Source organism: Glycomyces sp. MUSA5-2 (genome assembly GCF_037034145.1).
GTDB lineage: Bacteria > Actinomycetota > Actinomycetes > Mycobacteriales > Micromonosporaceae > Glycomyces > Glycomyces artemisiae.
Genome location: NZ_JBAGKG010000005.1, coordinates 451587 through 470894, shown reverse-complemented (window position 1 = coordinate 470894; position 19308 = coordinate 451587). Strand labels below are relative to the sequence as shown.

The window sequence follows — 19308 nt, the reverse complement described above, 5'->3', positions numbered from 1 at the left end:
ATCCGATCTTGACAGGTCGGTGATACTGGGGTGAGTTTCGGATCCCTGAAGCCGGGGCGGGTCGATACCCGTCCCGGTTTAGCGTTTTCTGAGGAAAACGGATGGAGACACCGGCGGCGGGGTCCGGATACGATCGGACCATGACGTACCCCCCGCAAGACCCCGGCGCGATGCCCCCTGGTGCCCCGGACCCGTACGCCCAGAACGCCCAGGTTCCGGACCCGTACGCGCAGAACCCCTACGGCCAGTCGCAGCCCGCTTCGCAGCCGCCCGCGGGGGGCTACGCGCCCGGGCAGGCCGGGGCGGACCCGTCGTACGCGTCGCCGGTGCCGTCGCAGCAGACCTCGCAGCTGCCGGGCGGCTACCAGCCGAGCCAGCCGTACTACCCGCAGCCGGGGTACGACCCGAACCAGCCGTACCAGCAGTACCCGGGGTACGGGCCGCCGCCGGTGCAGGCGACGACGAAGGGCGGGGGCGGGACGGCGCTGCTGGTCATCGGGGTGGTGCTGCTGATGGCGCTGGGCGCGGTCGGCGGGTACTTCTGGCTCGGCGGGAAGGGCGGGGACGAGGGGGACCTCGCGGGCGCCCAGGACCCGACGACGTCGGAGGAGAGCGCGCCCGACGACGGCGGGGAGTCCGGCGACGAGGAGCCCACCGGGGAGGAGGCCCCGGGTCCGTCGGGGACGGGTCTGTCGGTCGCGTCGATCGGGGCGGTCACGCCGCTTCCGGCGAGCGGCGACTGGCTGCCGTACTACGGGCCGGGCGTCGCGTACGAGCCGATGACGGACTCGGAGGCGTACGTCCTCCAGCACACCGAGACGTGGATCTCGTTCCTCGGGACGGGCCTGTTCTCGGGGGCGGTCGCCCAGTACGACCCGGCGAACCTGGAGGCGTCGGCGGCGAACGCGGCGGAGGTGTGGCTGGACGGGGCGTTCAGCACGGTCGTCGGGTACGAGATGAGCGAGATCGTCTACCAGGACGTGGAGGTCGACGGGAAGCCCGGCGTCCTGGCGACGTGGAAGAACTCGTGGACGTCGACCGACGCGAGCACCGACACGTTCGAGGACACGGCGATCCTGGTCGTCGACGTCGACGGCGTCAACGGGTTCCTGGGGATCGCGTCGATCGCCCAGTCCGGCACCGACTCCTACCAGGCGGCCGTCGACGCGCTGCTCGCCACGGACTTCGACGCCGAGACCGCTTAAGCGGCGAGGCTTGCCGTGAAGGGCTCCGCCTGCGGGCGGGGCCCTTCGCGCGTTCACGCGGTGCGGGCCCCGGCGAGGCGGGCGCGGCTTGCGGCGGGCCGCCGCGGCCCGGTCAGGCGCCCGCGGTCTTCGCGCGCACGCGCGCGGCTTCGGACGCGAGCCCGAACGCCTCGTAGACCTCGGCCGCGGCCGTCCACTGCTCGCGGGCGCCGGGCCCGTCGCCGGACGCGCGCAGCGTGTCGCCCAGGTGCTCGCGGGTGAACGCGGCGGAGACGCGCCGCCGGTCGGCCTCGAACCACGCCAGCGCCCGCCCGTACCGCTCGGCGGCCTCGCCGAAGCGGCCCTCGGCGTGGGCGATGTACCCGAACCCGATGTCGGTGTTGGCTTTCGCGAGCCCGCGGCGCTCCGGCAGGGCGTCCTCCACGACCTTGTCGTAGCAGCGCCGGGCCTCGTCGTACTCGCCGAGGAGGGCGCTGTGCCAGCCGATCGCGAACCGCAGCCGGTTGCCCCAGTACTGGTTGCCGCGCTCGCGGAAGTACGCCTCGCCGCGGCGGGCGTGCTCGCGGGCCTCGGCGTCGCGGCCGTCGACCCCGGCGCCCGCGGTGAGGGTGTAGGCGACGAGGCTCCGCGCGCCCGGGACGGCGTCGCCGAGCGTCGACTCGGTGACGCCGTTGAGCTCCTCGGTGAGCGCGGCCTCGGTGCCCGCCAGGAGGATCGGGCCCGCGGAGTAGCCGCGGGCGGCGGTGCGCCCGAACGGCGCGGCGCGGCCGGGCGCGTCGGGCTCCATGCCGCGGAGGCGGTCGACGGTGAGGCCGGTGAGGCGCCAGCCGAGCTGCCAGACGCGGGCGTCGGCCTCCAGTCCGGCCGGGTCGAGGCGGATGAGGCCGCGCAGGACCTCGTCCTCGGCGTCGAGCCAGGCCGCCGCGGCCTCCGGGTCGGCGAAGGTCTCGGGGGCGACGCCCGGGGAGGGCTCGCCGAGGTCGAACGCGAAGGACCGCTCGGCCGGGCCGAGGGCGCTCGCGGTGAACAGGTAGTGCTCGACCATGCGGAGGGCGGCGGCGTCCCTCAGGTCGGCGGGGACCTCCTCGGCGAGGCGCTCTTTCGCGTAGGCGCGCAGCAGGTCGTGCATGGTGTATCGGCCGGGGCGGGGCTGCTCGATGAGGTGGACGCCCGCGAGTTCGTTCAGGGCCGCTTCGGCGTCGGCCCGGGGGCCGCCCATGAGGCTCGCCATCGCCGCGGGCGTGAGCTCGGGGCCGGGGTGGAGGCCGAAGAGGCGGAACGCCTGCGCCGCACGGGAGTCGAGGGCCTGGTAGGAGCAGGCGAACACGGAGCGGGGGTCGGAGCCGGGGACGGCCGCGGCGAGGACTTTGAACACGTTCGTGGTCTGGTCGAGCCGGTCGGCGAGGGACGCGATAGTGAAGCCCGGGTGCTGGGCGGCCCATGCGCCGATGAGGGTGAGGGCGAGCGGGAGGCGCCCGCAGGCGGCGACGATGCGGCGGACCGGCTCCTCTTCGGCGACGGCGCGGGCGAGGCCGATGCGGCGCACCAGGAGCGCCCACGCGTCGGCTTCGGACATGACGCCGAGGGGGACGGCGTCGGCGCCTTCGCCCGCGGCGAGCCCGGTGAGGCGGTCGCGGGAGGTGACGAGCGTGAAGCTGCCGGGGGCGACGGGCAGGAGCGGGAGGACCTGGGCGGCGTCGCGGGCGTTGTCGAGGACGACGAGGACGCGGCGGCGCGCGAGCACGGTCCGGTACAGGCCGACCCGCTCCGACAGGCCCGCGGGCAGCTGCGGTGCGGGGACGCCGAGGGCCGCGAGGGCTTCGGCGAGGACCGCGGCGGGGTCGGCGCCGTCGCTGAGCGGGTCGAAGCCGCGGAGGTTGAAGTACAGCTGCCCGTCGGGGAACCGGTGGGCGACGCGGTGGGCCCAGCGGACGGCGAGCGCGGTCTTGCCGACGCCGCCCATCCCGGCGACGACCGCGAGCCCGGCTTCGCCGTCGGCCGCGTCGAGCGCGTCGTCGAGGGCGCGGATCTCGTCGTCGCGGCCGGTGAACCGGGTGATCGCGCGCGGGAGGGTCGCGGGGACGAGGCGGGGCGCCTCGATGCGCGCGGGCGTCCCGGCGGGCTCGTCGCGCAGGATCGCCGCGTTCAGGTCGACCAGGTCCCGGTCGGGGTCGATGCCGAGCTGCTCCTGCAGCAGGAGCTTCAGGGCCGCGAAGGCTTCGAGGGCCTCGGCGGTGCGTCCGGAGGCGTGGAGGGCGCGCATGAGGAGCGCGGTGAACCGCTGCCGCTTGCCGTCGGCGGCGACGATCTGCCGCAGCTCGTCGACGACGTCGGCGGCGCGGCCCAGCTCCAGGTCGAGGTCGAGGCGCCGCTCCAGGAGGGTCGGGCGGTGCTCGTCGAGGCGGCGGCGGATCGCCTCGACGGCGGTCCCCGACAGGTCGGCGAGCGCGGGCCCGCGCCATTCGGCGAGGGCGGCGCGGAGCGCGTCGGCGGCCTCGGCGGGGCGGCCTTCGGCGCGGAGGTTCCGGGCGAGGTTCTCGTGCTCTTTGCAGCGCAGCAGGTCGAGTTCGGCGGCGGCGATGCGGAACCGGTAGGCGCGGCGGCCGACGGTCTCGATGCGGTCGCGGGCGGCGCCGAGTCTGAGGCGCAGCACGCCGACGGCGTTCTGGATCTGCGTCTCCGGGTCCTGGGGGCGGTCGTAGCCGTAGACGGCGCGGATCAGGTGCTCCAGGGGGACGACGGCGTTCGCGTCGTCGAGGAGGATCGCGAGGATCGTCGCGGTCTTCCCGCGCGGGATGGCCGCTTCGACGCCGTCGATGCGGACCTCCAGGGGCCCGAGCAGGCGCACGTCCAGGGTGGGCATGTCTCCGCTTCCGCTCGGCACCAGGGGGAGTCCAGTGTCCCACAGCGAGCCGGTGCCGTCAGGTCTGCTGCCAGAGGGTGACGTCGATGCTCCCGGTCGCGAAGGTCCCGTCGGTGCCCGTCGCGGCGACGGTGACCGTGGCCCACGTGTCCCCGCCGGTGTAGACGCATCCCTCTGCGGCCGTGGGGCTGTCGGGGTCGAAGCGCAGCTCCAGGTACGTGTCGGTGTAGATGGACGCGAGGCACGCGTCGAGGTTCGCGGTGCCGCCGGAGTCGACGGTGGCGGACTGGCCGACGCGGCCGTACAGGGTGCCGTACTCGTCCATGCACGAGTACCAGGTGAGGTCCATCGAGTCGTTGTAGGGGCCGTTGACCTCGGCTTCGGTGACGGCGCCGCCGTCGTCGAGGTCGATCTCGTCGGTCCAGCAGCGGCCCTCGCCGAAGGTCGCGTCGAGGGCGACGCGGTAGGAGTCGACGGCGGTCCATTCGCTCGTGCCGTCGGCGACCGGGTCGCCGAGGTCCTCGGTGAAGGTGGTCGCGTCCTGGCCGCCGGGGTCCTGGTCGCGCTCGCGCTGGTCCTGCAAGGCGACGTAGGCGATCACGACGCTGACGACGCCCGCGATCGCGCCGACGGCGCCCCAGTTGAGACCTGAGCTGCCCATACGGCGAGCGTATCGGGGTCGCAGTGCCGACACGGTCCGCGCGCGGGCGGGGCGGTTCGGGGCGTTCGGGGGCGAACTGCCGCAACCGGTCCGGGTCTGTCGGGTATCCGACAGTCGGTCGGACCGGTCGGGCGGCGCGGTCAGGCGATGCGCACGGGGAACAGGACCGTGGACTCGACGACGCGGTCGCGCTCGGCGGTCAGGGCGGTGCGGCGCGGATCGGCGAGGTACGCGTCCAGGCTGGCCTGCAACGGGAACCGGTACGTGTGGACCTCGTGGGGGTGGCCGTCGGCGCCGTCGCCGATCGCGCGGGAGAGCAGTTCGCCGCCGTGCTCGGGGACGAGCGCGAGGACCCGGTCCTCGTAGGCGGTCATCTCGGCTTCGAGGCCGGGGCGGGCGCGCAGGAGGCAGCACAGCTCTATCGGGCGGCGCGGCTCGGTCGGTTCGCTCATGCGCTGCATCATCGCACCGGCGGCGGCGAACGGCCGCGGCGTTTCCCGCTCAGCGGTCGGCGAGGGTTCTGGAGCGCCGCTCCCAGGCCCGGTCGCCCGCTTCGCGGAACCCGGCCTTCGCGCGGCGGGCCGCGGCCGGGTCGCCGCCGAGGAGCGCGTCCAGGTACGCGGCGAGCGCGGCCGGCCAGGGCCCGCCCGCGCGCTCGGCGAGGCGGGCGACCTGCCCGGCGCAGTCGCGGGCGGCGTCCCGGTCGCCGCCGCGGTGGTGGCCGATCGCCATGTAGCCCAGGCAGGTCAGGCGTTCGAGGGCGTCGCCGCGGCGCTCGGCGGCCGCGAGCGCGAGCGCCTGCACTTCGAGGAGGTCCCCGCCGGGGCCGTCGCCGTCGAGGGCGCGCTCGGCGAGGACGCGCCCGAGCTGCCACACGCGCAGGTCGGCCTGGAACCCGGCCTGGGTGCGCAGGAGGCCGTGGAGGACGCGGTGCTCGGCCGCGAACCAGCCGGGGCCGGGCTGCTCGGCGTGGACGCCGGGCGCGGGCCTGCCCGCGTCCAGGACCGGGGTCCCGGCGCGGAGTGCGGCGTGCAGGTAGTGCTCCAGCATCCGCAGGGCCGCGGCGCGGCGCGCGGCCTCCAGGACCTCGTCCTCGAAGCACTCGGCGGCGTAGGCGCGCAGCAGGTCGTGGATGGAGTAGCGGCCGCCGGGGAGCGGCTCGACCAGGTTGATCTCCGCGAGCGCCTCAAGGGCCGCGCGGGCGTCGGCTAGCCCTGAGCCCATGAGGCTCGCCATCGCCGCGGGCGACAGGTCCGGGCCGGGGTGGAGGCCGAAGAGCCGGAACGCGGCCGCGTCCCGTTCATCGAGCAGCTGGTAGGAGCAGTCGAAGACGGTGCGCGGGTCGGAAGCGGCGTCGGTGGAGACGAGCACGTTGAGGACGTTCGCGGCCCCGGCGAGCCGGTCGGCGAGCTCGCCGAGCGCCAGGTGCGGGTCGGCGGCCGCCCAGGAGCCGACGAGGGTGAGCGCGAGCGGGAGCCGCCCGCATGCGGCGGCGATGCGCGCCACCGCGTCCCGGTGGGCGGCGGCCCGCTCGGGCCCGATCCGCCGCGCCAGCAGCGCCTCCGACTCGACCTCCGGCATTGGTCCCAAGTGGACGACCTCGGCGCCTTCGCCCATGTCGAGCCCGACGAGCCGGTCGCGGGAGGTCACGATCGTGAAGCTCCCCGGGGCCGTGAGGAGGAGCGGGCGCACGTGGGCGGCGTCGCGGGCGTTGTCGAGGAGCACGAGGACGCGCCGCTGCGCGAGGATCGTCCGGTACAGGCCCGCGCGTTCGTCGAGCCCGGCGGGGACCGGGCCCGCGCCGAGGGCCGCGAGGGCCTCGCCGAGGACGTCCTCCGGGGTCGCGCCCGGCGCCGCGGGGTCGAAGCCGCGCAGGTTGAAGTACAGCTGCCCGTCGGGGAACCGGTGCGCGACCCGGTGCGCCCACCGGACCGCGAGCGCGGTCTTCCCGATGCCGCCCATGCCCGTCACGGCGGCCAGGCCCGCTTCGGCGCCCGCGTCCATGAGGAACCGGTCGAGGGCGCGGATCTCGGTCTCGCGGCCGGTGAACCGGGGCGTGGCGCGCGGCAGCATCGCCGGGACCGCGGACGCGGCGGGCGGCGGCGGGGCCGCCGGTTCGGCGGGGCGGTCGCGGAGGATCGCCGTGTGGAGGGCGACCAGCTCCCGGTCGGGGTCGGCGCCGAGCGTGTCGGCGAGCCGGTCTTTCAGGGCTGCAAAGGCTTCGAGGGCCTCGGCGGTGCGGCCGGAGGCGTGGAGGGCGCGCATGAGCAGCGCGACGAGGCGCTGGCGGGTGTCGTGGGCGGCGATGATCTGCCGCAGCTCCTCGACCACGCCCGCGGCCCTGCCGGTGTCGATGTCGGCGTCGATGCGCTGTTCGAGGAGGGCGAGCCGGTACTCGTCGAGGCGGCGGCCGATCGCCCCGGCGGCCCGTCCGGGGAGGTCGGCGAGCGCGGGCCCGCGCCACTCGTCGAGCGCCTCGCGCAGGACCGCGGCGGCCTTCTCGGCCTGCCCCTCGCGCCGCAGCGCCCGCGCTTCGCGCTCTTTCGCCTTGCAGCGCAGCGTGTCCAGTTCCGCCTCGTCGATGCGGAACCGGTAGGCGCGGCCGACGGTCTCGATGCGCCCTCGCGCGGCGCCGAGCTGGCGGCGCAGCACCCCGACGGTGTTCTGCACCTGCGTCTCGGGGTCGAGCGGCAGGTCGTCGCCGTAGACGGCGGCGACGAGGCCGCTGACGGGGACGGCCCGGCCGGCGTCGTCGAGGAGGAGCGCGAGGATCGTCGTGGCGTTGCCCCGCGGGATCGCGGCCTGCCCGCCGTCCACGCGGACCTCCAGCGGTCCGAGCAGGCGCACGTCGAGGGCCATAGGGGTCGCTTTCCTCACCGCGGGTTGGGACCTCAGTGTCCCACAGGCCCGCGCGGGGCGCGTGGCATGACGAAGCGAGGACCGATCCGTGAGGCGCGGGGGGAGTCTGTGGCTTGAGCCCGACGAGCCGAGGAGGGGGCCGACATGGAGCGCATCGCCGTACCCGACGACTACGAGGACCGCATCGGTGCGGCCCGTGCCGCACTGGAGCGGCTTCCCGAAGGGCCGCTTCGCGACACGGCGGCGCGCGTCCTGGACGGGGCCCCGCCGCGCGCGGCGGTGGGTGCGGCGGCCGAGGCGGCCGACCGGGCCGCGGCCCTTGCGGCGCAGCTGATGAGCGCCGGGTTCGACGGGACCGACGGGGGCCGGGTGGTGTGGCTGCGCCTGGACTACACGGGGCGGCTCGGGTCGCTCGCGTTGAGCCCCACGGTGGACCGGATGAGCAACCGGGCGGTCGCGAAGGCCGTCGAGGCCGCCTGGGACGCGGCCGAGGCCGCCCGTGCCGAGCACGTGATGCGGGCAGAGCGCGTCGGCGCGGACCTGCTCGCGAGGTGCGCGCCCGATCCGCGCTCGGCGGAGCTGCGGGAGTGGATCGCGCGCTCCCCGGAGCGGTTCTCCGGCGGCACCTCCGAGGACGACGTGTGCGACGCGGAGGTGTCGCTGGGCGGGCGGTTGACGGCGTTCAGGTTCCTGGTTCCGAACGCCACCATCGACATCGAGTACGAGCAGCTCGGCGCGGAGGTGTCGGCCGCGATCGGCCTGGCGCAGCGCCGGGCCGCCGACCGCCTCGCGGCGGTGGTCGCCTCCGGCGGCGCATGAGACGGCCCCGGGCGTAGTGGGTACGGCCCGGGGCGCCGGACGGCCCGCCGTCGACAGGGAGGATCTCCTGTAGACGACGGGCCGTCCTTCTTCCTTGCTGGGTGTTCAGGTCCGGTTCGGCCCGGGCTCGGGCGGCGGGAACCCGGGCAGGAGGATCGGCGGCGCGTCTTCGAGGAGCGAGGGGAACACGGGCTCCTCGGCGGCCTCGGCCTCCTGCTCCTCCTGGTAGTCGACGTACGGGTTGTCCTCGACGGTGCCGATCCCCCACACGTCCTCGTCGGGGTCCTCGGTCAGGAACGACTCCCGCTCGAACTCGTCGTCGGGGTTCGCCGCGCCGCGCGCGCCCGGCGCGCCGACCATGCCGCCCAGGCCGGTCCGGCCGCCCGCGGTCGACGCGGGACCGCCAGTGGCGCCCGCAGGCGCGCCGATGACGCCGCCGACCGGGCCCGCGGTCCCGCCGGTCGGCACCGATCCGGCCTCGGGCAGACCGGCCCCGCCGCCACCGCCGCCGAGGCCGCCGCCGCTCCCGGCGAGGCCGCCCGAGGGCAGCTCGGCGGGGTCGATCTCGGCAGAGTCGAGTTCGGCAGGGTCCCAGTCGGTGTCGACACCGGGGACGTCCGGCATGTCGTAGTCCGCGGGGTCGGGCGACTCGTAGCCGGGGACCGTCGGCTCGTTCGGCTCGACGGCGCCCGGCTGGTCGGGGTCGGTCGGCTGCCTGGTCTCGTCCTGGTCCTGGTTCTGGTCCTGCGGGTCCTTCTCCTGGTCCTCTTCGGACTGTTTGTCTTCGTCGTCGTTCTTCTTCTCGTCGGCGTCCTTGTCCTTGTCGGACTCGGGGTCGCCGTCGCCGCTCTTTTTCTTCGGATCGGCGTCGTCCTGCCCGGTGGTATCGCGGCCGTTCTGGTCGTCCTCGCCGTCGCGGCCGGTGCGGTCGTCCTCGGCGACGACGGGCGGGCAGATCGTCGGGTCGGCCGCACCGCCCTTGTCCTCCAGGGGCTCGAACTGCTCGGCCGCGGCCGTCAGGCCCGCGCCCGTGGCGGCGTCGGCGGCGGTGAGCACGGACAGGCCGAGCTGCAACTGCACGGTCCCCTCGTCGGCGCGGGCCTGGAACAGCGCCTGGAGCATCGGCCCGAACGGTCCCGCCGCGGCGATGGCCGCCCAGTGGACGGCTCCCAGCTCCACGCGCGGCTCGGACTGCACGTTGAAGCCCGCGCCGCGGTACGAAGCGTCGGTGCTCCGCAGCTGCTCCACCATGGACTGCATTGCGGCGCCGCCGGAGTCGAGCAGCTCCGCGGCCTCGCCGACCTGCGTCGCGACCTGATCGACGTGCTCGTCGACGACCACCGCGTCGTCGTTGAACGCGGTGTTCGCCTTGTCCTGCCACCCGGCGTTGATCTCGACCACCGTCGAGTCGTACTCGGCCCGGTGCTCGGTCAGATCCGTTCCGGCCGCGGCCATCTCGGACGCGTAGTCGACGAACGCGGCCGGGTTCGCGGCCAGCGCCTCCTCGTATGTGGGCATGGTGCTCCTCCTAGTCCCGCTTCGGGCGGGGCACCGACCGCGCGATCGAGCGGAACCTCCCGCCGACCTCGCCGTCGGCGCCGTCCAGGTCGTCGGCGCTGCCGGTGACCTGCTCGCCCTGCCAGGCGACGCGCCGCTCCACGCCCGCGGTGACCTCGCCGAGCGCGGCCTGCCAGCGCACGCCGGCGTCCCCGGTGAGGAACCCGGTGTTCCCGTCGGCGGCGGTCTGGGCGGGGGCCTCGACCCGGTCGGACGCCTTGCGCGCGCCGGGGGCGACGGCCCGCAGGTCCGCGCCGCCGCCGCGGACCCGGTCGACTTCCATGTACACGTTCACGCCGGTCCTCCTCGCATCGGCGGCGCCGGGTCCGGCGCCCGGCGGCCTCCCCTGCAATGTGCCCGCAGCCGTCACGGTCCGGTCCCGAAGCGGCCGGTGCGAAGTCGTGACGTTTCCATGACGCGGCCGTCTTCCATTGGGGCACCACCAGGAGCGACCAGGGAGGTGCGGCATGACGGACGGCGGACTGATCGAGGGCTCGGCGCCCGCGGGCGACTCGGGCGCCGAGTACGCGACCGTGCTCGACGCCGGCGCCGCGGACACCGGCGGGACGGCCCTCGTGTACGACGCCGGGAGCGCGGAGTACATCTCGTCCACTGTGTACGAGGAGCCGGTCTACGACCCGGCGTACGACGAGGCCGCGTTCTACACCGAGCCCACCGCGAGCTCCGAGATCGCCTTCGGCGACACGGGGTCCGGAGGCAGGACCGGCTGCACGGCGGGCGCGTGCCCGCACCCGATGGCGCACCCGGCCGAGGCGGACTGGGAGCAGCTGGTGTCGGCCGTCCCGGTCGAGGGGCAGCTCGGGCGGTTCAAGCCGCGCTGCGAGGGCATGTCGTACCCGACGGAGGACGACTTCCGGTCCGCGGTCGCCGCGGTGCGGCCGCTCGACCCGGACTCGTTCTCGTTGCAGCGGTTGCGGACCGGCTGGACCGAGGAGGTCGCCGCGGTCCTCGCCGACTGGCCGGGACTGCTGCGCACGAACCTCGCCGCGCTCGCGGCAGGCTGGGCGGGGGCCGACTTCGACGCGTTCAACGAGCAGGCCGACCAGGTGAAGACGCTCGTGCAGGGCGTGCTCGACGACATCGAGGACACGGCCGCGGAGCTGAAGAACCGGGAGGAGGCCCTGTACGCGCTCCAGGGGGGCGACTCGGGCGAGATCCCTTATCCCGCACCGCTGGTCGGCGCTGAGGGCGAGTGGACGAGCCTGGTCGCGATCCATGTGCGGCCCGCGTGGTGGCACGGGGACTGCATCCGGATGGGGTGCGAGGAGGCCGAGCAGGCGCTCCGGCTGGGCGGGGCGGACCCGGCGCTGGCGGCGGAGGTGCGGGCGTTCGTCGAGGAGCGCGCGGGCGCGGGCACGGCGGACGCGGCCGTGGAGGGCGCGGTGCCATCGGAGGCGCGGTTGCAGGCGGGCGAGGAGGCGAAGACGGCGTTCGGGCCGCGGATCGACGCGGCGGTCGCGGAGTACGCGGAGCGGCACGCGGCGATCGACGGCGCGATCGGCGAGAAGCTCGGCGGGCAGAGCGAGCAGCTCGCCGCTATGACGGCGACGGGCGCGGACCGGCCGTACCCCGACAGCGCCGACGCCTCCTACATGGATCTGGCGTCGCCGGTGATGGAGCAGCCCGCGGCGCCGGTGGCGCCGCAGGCGACCCAGGACCCGAGCCCGGTGCCGCCGAGCGGCGACGGGTCGGTGCGGACCGAGGCCGAGACCTCCACGGCGCCTGCGGAGGCGGCAGCGGACGGGACCGTCTCCGGCGGTCTGGCGAGCGGCGGCGGGTTCGGGGGCTTCGGCGGCGCCTCGGTGGGCGGCGGCGCGGTCGTCCCGGGCGGCGCGGCCACCGCGGTCGCGGGCGGCGGGCCGGGCTTCACGGGGACGGCGCCGGGCGTGTTCGGGCCGGGCCCGGCCGCGGGGCCGACCGCTTCCGGCTCGGGCTCCGGGCCGGGCGTGAGCGCGGCGCGGACCTCGGTGGTCGGCGGCCGGGCGGCGGCCGACGCGCGCAAGAAGGGCGAGCGGTCCGAGGAGGACGAGGAGCCGGAGGACGACGACCTCCTGTTCCGCGAGACCGGCAACGTCTGGGGCTATGTGCGGCCCGGCGACGACCCGTACAGCTAGGAGGCGAGATGGCGCAGGAGCGCGTGTTCGACGCGGAGGCGGTCGAGGAGTACCGGCAGTTCCTGCTCGGGCTGCTGGATCAGCTTGAGGGGCAGGTGATCCCGGTCCTCGCGACGGGGACCCTGAGCCGCGCCCCGGCCTTCGGGACGGCCCCTGGCGCGGCCGACAACGCGGCGGGGCAGTACGCGGAGTTCCACGCGGCGACGTGGCGGAACCTCCAGTACCTGCGCGGGGCGCTCCACGGGATGGAGGCGTCGCTCGCGGCGGTGGCGGGCACGGGCGCGGTGGCGGAGGACGACGCCGCGGCGGTCTTCACGGTGATCGAGTCGGACCAGGCGGCCGAACCGGCGGCGGAGTCGACGGTCCTGGCGGGCGGTGACGGCTCGGACTTTGCGACCACTGCTGCTGCGGACGGCTTCTCGACGCCGATCGAGGTCTCGGATCCCCAGCTCGCGACCGCCGAGGGGGTCCCGCCCGATTCATGAGCGCATGTCGCGACCGCGTTTAACCATCCACTAGCCCCCACCCACCCAGAGGGGACCGAAATCGTCGCCGGGCTCGATCCTGCCAATGGGGTCCGACAGGAAAACGGCCGAAATCGGCCTGGGTGACCAGAGTTCACCCGAACGAGTGCGGCGATGCGAGCGCCGGTCCGATCCAAGGCGCGGACCGGCGCTTTTCCTATCACCGCGGAATGACCGATCGGTGACCGATCGGTGGTCGGGTCGCGGAGGCTCGTCGCAACAGCGCGATGAGGAGGCGTCATGGACCGGATCGACATCCCCGAGGACTACGAGGACCGCGTGGAGGCCGCGCGGCGGGCCGCCGCCCGCCTGCCCGCCGGGGCCGTGCGCGACGGCGTCGATCAGGCGCTCGCGGCCGCGCCCAGCCGGGCGAGCTACGAGCAGGCCGCCGACCTCGCCGAGCGCGCGCAGGCCCTCACCGAGGAGCTCGCGACCCGCGGGTTCGACGGCACCGACCCGGGCCGCTTCGCGTGGGTGCGCCTCGACTACCTCGGCCGGCTCGTCACGATCGCGTTGAGCCCCACCGTGGACCGCCTCTCGAACCGCGCCGCCGCCGACGCCGTCGCGGCCGCCTGGGACGGCGCCGAGCAGTCCCGCTCCGAGCACGTGCTCAACCTCGAACGCGCCCACCCCGACCTGCTCGCCGGGCGCCTCCCCGACCGCAGAGGCGACGAGCTCCGCGACCGCATCGCCGCCCGCGCCGCCGACCGCTTCGAGCACGCCACCGACGACGACCTGTGCGCCGCCGAGACCGACCTCCAAGGCCGCCTCACCGGCTTCAAGTTCCTCGTCCCCAACGCCACCATCGACACCGAGTGCGAAGAGCTCTCCGCCCGCGCCACCGCCACCGTCCAAGCGGCGCAGGCGAAAGCGCGCGAAGCCCTCGCCGCGGTCCTCGCCCCCTGACCGACGAGCGCGGCGCCGGCACCGCCCTCCGCCGACCACCCCGGCCACGCGAAAAGGCCCGGTCCCCCTGCCGGGACCGGGCCTTCGCCGACGCCTACTCGTACAGGTCGTCGGCCGCCTTGCCGATGCCCCAGACGTCCTCGTCGGGGTCCTCGATGAGCGTCGACTCGCGCGCGTTCTCATCCTCGGGCCGCCCGCCGCCGCCCCCGCGGCCGCCGCCCATCATGCCGCCCGCCCCACCCGCGCCAGAAGCGGCCGCCGCGGGCACGCCGCCCGGAGCACCGGTCGCGCCGACGGGAACCGAGGAACCGGCCGAGACGCCCGCAGCACCCGTCGAAAGCCCGCCGCCGAGACCACCGCCCGGGCCCCCGCCGAGGCCCGCGCCGGCGGCGAGGCCGCCGGAGTAGTCCTCCGGGTCGAGTTCCGAGGCGTCCCAAGGGTTCTCAAGGTCGGGGGTCTCCGGCTGCGCGAAGTCCTCCATGCCCGAAGGGGTCTCGGGCGAAGCAGGCTGCTCCGCGCCCGGCTCCCCGGCCTGGTCCTCCTGGCCGGGCTGCTGCTCCTCCTCCTGCTCCTCCTCGTCGGTCTGCTCCTCCTCGGACTCCTCGCCCCCGCCTCCGGAGGAGCCGTCGCCGCCGGTGCCCGAGTGGTCCTCCGCCATCTCGTTCATGCTGTGGTCGTCCCCGCCGGACGTCCTGTCCTCCAAGGGCTTCAGCAGGTCCGCCGCAGCTGTCAGCGCGGCGCCCGCAGTCGCGTCGGCGGCGTTGACGAGGGTCGTGAGCGTCTGGAGGCCGAGGGTCCCGGCGAGGGCCTGGGCCTGGAGCGCGGCCTCGATGATGCCGCCGAAGGGTCCGGCCGCCGCGATCGCGGCCCGCTGCGCCGCACCGAGGGTCACGAGGGGCGCGGGCTGGATGTCGAAGCCCACGGCCTTCAACGCGGTGTCGGCGGCCCGCAGGAGCGTGCACTCGGTGAGCATCTGCGACCCCGCCGCGGCGAGGCTCCCCGCGGTCGTGGTGATCTCGCCGACGACCTGGCCCAGATGGGCGGTGACGGTGCCGACCTCCCCGTTGAAGGCGTCGTTCGCGGTGTCGCGCCAGTGCTGGTTGATCCCGGCGACGTTCTGGCCGTACTCGGTCTGCTGCGCGGCGAGATCGCTTGCGGCCGCGGTCATCTCGGAGGCGTACGTGATGAATTCGGTAGGCTGCGCCGCAAGGGCGTCCTGGTAGCTGGGCATGGTCCTCTCCTATCGCCGCGGGCCGGTCGGGAGCTGGTTCTGGATGGCGGCGAAGCGGTTCCCCGTCTCCCGGTCGTTCGCCTCCGCGTCGTCGGCGCTGCCGACGACCTGGTCGCCCTGCCACGTGAGGCGCCGCTCGACGGCGCTCGCGACGGCCTGGAGCGAGGTCTGCCAGCGCCGGCCCGCGTCGCCGGTCGCGAAGCCGCGGTTGCGGTCCGCGGCCGACGCCGCCGGGCGCTCCACCCGCCTGGGCGCGGCCTGGCCGTGCGAGGCCATTGCGCGCAGGCCGGCGCCGCCCGTTCGCACGCCTTCGACGTCCATGTGCACGGTCATGGGGGTTCCTCCTTCGAATCCGCACTCCCGGACGGGCGCCCGGCGGCGTTCCGAGCACTCTCCCGCCAGGGGCCACCGATCGGTCACCGCTGCGCCCGAATGGTCCGATGACGGATGTGTGACCGCCCGGTCTTCCATGGGCCGCATGGATCCGAGACCGGGCCCGCCGGGGCCCGGGTCCGCCAGAGGAGGTGCGCTGCGATGACCGACGACCTGTCCGCGACCGGCGAGGGGGCCGCCTGGTCGGTCGAGCTGCCGTCATTCGAGTTCACGATCGCGTTCGGGGACACCGCGACCGGCGGTGAGCGGGCCGGGTGCTCGGCGGGGGACTGCCCGCACCCGGTGGCGCATCCGGCCGAGGAGGACTGGGTGCAGCTCGCCTCCGCGGTCCCCGTGGAGGGCCAGTCGGCGAGGTTGAAGCCGCGCTGCGAGGGCATGGCCTACCCGACCGAGGACGACTTCCGGGCGGCCGTGAACGCCGTCAGGCCGGAGGACCCCGACGCGTTCTCGTTGCAGCGCCTGCGCAGCGGCTGGACCGAGGAGGTCGGGGAGCGGATCGCGTCGTGGCCCGACCGGATGCGCTCGAAGCTCGCGTCGCTCGCCGAAGGCTGGGCGGGGGACGATTTCGACGCGCTCGCCGAGCAGGCCGACGCGGCGCGGGCGCTCGTCGAGGGCGTGCTCGACGACGTGGAGGCGGCGGCCGCGGAGCTGGAGCGGCGCGAGTCGGCGATCTACGCGCTCCAGGGCGGCGACTCCGGCGAGATCCCTTACCCCGCGCCACTGGTGGGGGTCGAGGGCGAGTGGTCGGAGCTGGCGGCGCTGCACGTCCGGCCCGCGTGGTGGCAGGGCGACTGCATCCGCATGACCTGCGAGGAGGCCGAGCGGGCCATGGAGCTCGCGGGTGCGGACGCGGCGCTGGCGACGGAGGTGCGGGAGTTCATCGAGGAGCGCGTGGGCGAGGGCCTGTCGGGGCTGGGCGCGCTGGTGGCCGACGTGCGGTCGACCGCGGGACTGGAGGCGAAGGACGTCTTCGGGGAGCGGGTGGCGGCCGAGTTCGCGGCGTACGAGGAGCGGCAGGCGGCGATCGACGAGGCCATCGCGGCGAAGCGCGACGGCCAGAGCGAGGAGCTCGCGGCGGTGCGGGCGACGGGTGAGGACCGGCCGTTCCCCGGTACCGCGGACGCGTCGTACATGGATCTCGCCGCGCCGGAGGCGGAGCGGCCCGCGGCGCCGGTCGCGCCGCAGACCGTGGAGGACCCGAGCCCGGTCCCGCCCGGCGGCGACGGGTCGGTGCGGGAGACCTCTTGGGAGGCGCCGGAGGACGACGAGCCGGTGTCCGGCGGCCTCGCGGGCGGTGCTGGCGGTGGCGGCGGGCTCGGGCCCGGCGGCGCGCAGGGCTCCGGGTTCGGGGGCCGGGGCGCGGCCGTCGCGGTCGCGGGCGGGCCGGGCGGGGCCCCGCAGGGGCTGTTCGGTCCGGCGGTGACGACGCCGACCTCCGCGACCACTCCCGGTCCGCGCGGCGGGGGCCTGTTCCACTCGCCCGCGGGGCAGCAGGTTGCGGCGCCGAAGGACCCGGACCGGAAGGGCAAGGGCGGCAAGGAGACCGAGGACGGCGAGGGTTCCGAGGACGAAGCGCCGCAGCTGTCGCGGCGCGAGACCGGGAACGTGTGGGGCTACGTCAGGCCCACCGAGGACCCCTACAACTGAGCACCGAGAGCGAAGGAGCGAGACCCATGGGCGAGCGCGTGTACGACCCGGCGGCCGTCGAGGAGTACCGGCTGTTCCTGCTGGAGCTGATCGGCGAACTGGAGGGCGGCGTCATCCCGGTGCTGGCGCAGGGGACGCTGAGCCGGGCGCCCGCGTTCGGCACCGCGCCCGGCGCGGCCGACGCCGCGTCCCGCTACCTGGAGTCCCATGCGGCGCTGTGGCGGAACCTCCAGTACCTGCGCGGGACGCTGCACGGCCTGGAGGCGGCGCTCGCCGAGTCCGAGGGCGGCGACACGGGCTTCCACTTCACGTTCACCGTGTGAGGGAACGGGAACGGCTCGCGCCGCGCACCCGGGAGCAGGTGCGCGGCGCGAGCCGTCTCGGCGGGCTCGACCGTGCCGTCTTGAGAACGCGCCGGTCGACCCGACAGGCTTAGAAGGCCCCGTCGGGGAGGTCCATCGGGACCAGGTCCGCTGCCTCGACGATCTTGCGGTCGGCGGTGATCCGCGGGAGCACCTCGTGGGCGAAGAACTTCGCGGCCGCGACCTTGCCGCGGTAGAAGTCGTCGTCCGCGCCGCCGTCGAGCTTGGCCTGCGCGACCTCGGCCTGGCGCAGCAGGAGCCAGCCGACCATGAGGTCGCCGACGGCCAGCAGCAGGCGCCGCGAGTGCAGCCCCGCCTTGTACAGCTCGCGCGGCTCGTCGCCCATCGCGGCCATGAGCGCGGGCTGGAGCGCCTCCAGGATGCCCTGGACGTCGCCGAGGGCGCGCAGCACGCGGCCGCGCACCTCCTCCAGCTCCGCGTGGCCGTCCTGGGTGGACTCCATGATCTCGCCCGCGACGGCCATGAGTGACTCGCCGTTGTCCTTGATGATCTTGCGGAACAGGAAGTCGAGGCTCTGGATGGCGGTGGTGCCCTCGTAGAGCGTGTCGATCTTCGCGTCGCGCACGTACTGCTCCAGCGGGTAGTCCTGGAGGTACCCGGAGCCGCCGAACGTCTGGAGGGACTCCGAGGACAGCAGGTCGTAGGCGCGCTCGGAGCCGCAGCCCTTGACGAGCGGCAGGAGCAGGTCGTTGATCTTCTTCGCGGTCTCGGCCGCGTCCGCGTCGCCTTCGGCCTCGGCGATGATGGCCTTGTCCTGCCAGGACGCGGTGTACGCGACGAGCGCGCGCAGGCCCTCGGCGTAGGACTTCTGGAGCAGGAGCGAGCGGCGCACGTCCGGGTGCTTGATGATCGGCACGCGCGGCGCGGTCTTGTCGGTCGACTGGAGCAGGTCGGCGCCCTGGATGCGGCTCTTGGCGTAGTCGAGCGCGTTCAGGTAGCCGGTGGAGAGCGTCGCGATGGCCTTGGTGCCCACCATCATCCGCGCGTACTCGATGATGAGGAACATCTGGCGGATGCCCTCGTGCTTGTCGCCGAGGAGCCAGCCCTTCGCGGGGGCCTTGTCGCCGAAGGTGAGCTCGGCGGTCGCCGAGACCTTCAGGCCCATCTTGTGCTCGATGTTGGTGACGTTCACGCCGTTGCGCTCGCCGAGCTCGCCGGTGGCCGGGTCGAACAGGTACTTCGGCACGATGAACAGGCTCAGGCCCTTCGTGCCGGGGCCGCCCGCGCCCTCTTCGCCGACCGGGCGGGCGAGCACGTAGTGGATGATGTTCTCGGTCATGTCCTGGTCGCCCGAGGTGATGAAGCGCTTGACGCCCTCGATGTGCCAGGAGCCGTCGGGCTGCTTGTACGCCTTGGTGAGGCCCGCGCCGACGTCGGAGCCCGCGTCGGGCTCGGTCAGGACCATCGTCGCGCCCCAGCCCTTCTCGACGAACAGCTTCGCCCACTCCTGCTGCTCGGGCGTGCCCTCGCGGTACGCGGAGTGCGCGAACGAGGAGCCGGCGGCGTACATCCACAGGGCCGGGTTGGAGCCGAGCACGAGTTCGGCCAGGGACCACCAGAGCATGCGCGGCGCGGAGGTGCCGCCGAGGACCTCGGGCAGGTCCAGGCGCCAGTATTCGGCGTCGATGAAGGCGCGGTACGACTTCTTGAACGACTCGGGCAGCGTCACCGAGTGGTTCGCGGCGTCGAACACGGGCGGGTTGCGGTCGCCCTCGACGTAGCTGGAGGCCAGCTCGTTCTCGGCGAGCCGGGCCAGCTCCGCCAGGATCTCTCGGGCGGTGGCCTCGTCCAGGTCGGGATAGGCCTGGTGGTCGAGGATCTTGTCCGCTCCGAAGACCTCGAAGAGATTGAACTCCAGGTCCCGGAGGTTGTGGCGGAAGTGCGTCATTGCTGGTCCTCCATTACTCGGTGGTAACCACCATCATATTACCCGTCAGTAATCTCTACAAGGATCCCGCGGTCCGCCGCAGGTCCGCCCGCGTGTCGCGGTCGGATACCCGACAGCCGCGTCGTTCGATCGGGTGATCGTGGAGGTCTCCGGCCGGGTGCCGTAACCGGCGCACTCGTGCCTCGTTGAACCGTGCATCAGACCGCCTGTGCGATTCCCGCCGAAGCGCAGAGGCCG

General features: G+C 74.7%; 16 protein-coding genes. 7 read left to right on the top strand and 9 right to left on the bottom strand.

From position 1 onward, the window contains the following. Positions 1–140 precede the first annotated feature (140 nt). A complete protein-coding gene (locus WA640_RS18640) occupies positions 141–1205 on the top strand; it encodes a hypothetical protein (RefSeq protein ID WP_335989554.1) in 1065 nt (354 codons plus the stop codon). Between the two features lie 112 nt (positions 1206–1317). Here WA640_RS18640 and WA640_RS18635 read toward each other — a convergent pair whose 3' ends face one another. From WA640_RS18635 to WA640_RS18620, 4 genes are all read right to left on the bottom strand, one after another. After that, complete coding sequence (locus tag WA640_RS18635) at positions 1318–4068, bottom strand: AfsR/SARP family transcriptional regulator (RefSeq protein ID WP_335989552.1); 2751 nt, start codon at positions 4066–4068, stop codon at positions 1318–1320. Between the two features lie 58 nt (positions 4069–4126). Further along, complete coding sequence (locus tag WA640_RS18630; RefSeq protein ID WP_335989550.1) at positions 4127–4729, bottom strand: hypothetical protein; 603 nt, start codon at positions 4727–4729, stop codon at positions 4127–4129. 140 nt (positions 4730–4869) lie between these two features. Beyond that, on the bottom strand, positions 4870–5181 hold the full coding sequence (locus WA640_RS18625) for a hypothetical protein (protein WP_106364384.1): 312 nt from the start codon (positions 5179–5181) through the stop codon (positions 4870–4872). 49 nt (positions 5182–5230) lie between these two features. Further along, entirely contained in the window at positions 5231–7606 is a 2376-nt protein-coding gene (locus tag WA640_RS18620; RefSeq protein WP_335989547.1) for an AfsR/SARP family transcriptional regulator, read from the bottom strand. A gap of 126 nt (positions 7607–7732) precedes the next feature. Here WA640_RS18620 and WA640_RS18615 point away from each other — a divergent pair, with 126 nt between their 5' ends. Then, positions 7733–8407 carry a hypothetical protein gene (locus WA640_RS18615; RefSeq protein WP_335989545.1) on the top strand — a complete coding sequence of 225 codons (675 nt, stop codon included), beginning with the start codon at positions 7733–7735 and terminating at the stop codon, positions 8405–8407. A 105-nt stretch (positions 8408–8512) separates the two neighbouring features. On the opposite strand, the gene WA640_RS18610 is transcribed toward WA640_RS18615, so the two are convergent. Both WA640_RS18610 and WA640_RS18605 read right to left on the bottom strand, forming a co-directional pair. Continuing rightward, the gene (locus tag WA640_RS18610) at positions 8513–9925 is read right to left on the bottom strand and encodes a WXG100 family type VII secretion target (protein WP_335989543.1); all 1413 of its coding nucleotides are present in this window, start codon (positions 9923–9925) and stop codon (positions 8513–8515) included. A gap of 10 nt (positions 9926–9935) precedes the next feature. Then, positions 9936–10259, bottom strand: a complete 324-nt coding sequence (locus WA640_RS18605) for a hypothetical protein (RefSeq protein WP_335989541.1) — start codon at positions 10257–10259, stop codon at positions 9936–9938. A 172-nt stretch (positions 10260–10431) separates the two neighbouring features. On the opposite strand from WA640_RS18605, the gene WA640_RS18600 reads away from it, so the two are divergent. From WA640_RS18600 to WA640_RS18590, 3 genes are all read left to right on the top strand, one after another. Continuing rightward, positions 10432–12099, top strand: a complete 1668-nt coding sequence (locus tag WA640_RS18600) for a hypothetical protein (RefSeq protein ID WP_335989540.1) — start codon at positions 10432–10434, stop codon at positions 12097–12099. An 8-nt stretch (positions 12100–12107) separates the two neighbouring features. Next, complete coding sequence (locus tag WA640_RS18595) at positions 12108–12584, top strand: hypothetical protein (RefSeq protein ID WP_335989538.1); 477 nt, start codon at positions 12108–12110, stop codon at positions 12582–12584. A gap of 279 nt (positions 12585–12863) precedes the next feature. Continuing rightward, positions 12864–13529, top strand: coding sequence for a hypothetical protein (locus tag WA640_RS18590; RefSeq protein ID WP_335989537.1), 666 nt, complete (start codon positions 12864–12866; stop codon positions 13527–13529). Positions 13530–13623: 94 nt separating this feature from the next. Here WA640_RS18590 and WA640_RS18585 read toward each other — a convergent pair whose 3' ends face one another. Continuing rightward, a complete protein-coding gene (locus WA640_RS18585; RefSeq protein WP_335989535.1) occupies positions 13624–14760 on the bottom strand; it encodes a hypothetical protein in 1137 nt (378 codons plus the stop codon). Between the two features lie 9 nt (positions 14761–14769). Then, complete coding sequence (locus WA640_RS18580; protein WP_335989533.1) at positions 14770–15093, bottom strand: hypothetical protein; 324 nt, start codon at positions 15091–15093, stop codon at positions 14770–14772. A 201-nt stretch (positions 15094–15294) separates the two neighbouring features. Between WA640_RS18580 and WA640_RS18575 the strand changes: the two genes are divergently transcribed. Further along, positions 15295–16800 (top strand): hypothetical protein, encoded by a 1506-nt coding sequence (locus tag WA640_RS18575; RefSeq protein ID WP_335989531.1) that lies wholly within the window; start codon positions 15295–15297, stop codon positions 16798–16800. 26 nt (positions 16801–16826) lie between these two features. Next, on the top strand, positions 16827–17123 hold the full coding sequence (locus WA640_RS18570) for a hypothetical protein (RefSeq protein ID WP_335989529.1): 297 nt from the start codon (positions 16827–16829) through the stop codon (positions 17121–17123). Between the two features lie 109 nt (positions 17124–17232). Here the strand turns inward: WA640_RS18570 and WA640_RS18565 are convergent, their stop codons facing one another. Then, positions 17233–19071, bottom strand: a complete 1839-nt coding sequence (locus WA640_RS18565; RefSeq protein ID WP_335989527.1) for an acyl-CoA dehydrogenase — start codon at positions 19069–19071, stop codon at positions 17233–17235. Between the last annotated feature and the right edge of the window lie 237 nt (positions 19072–19308).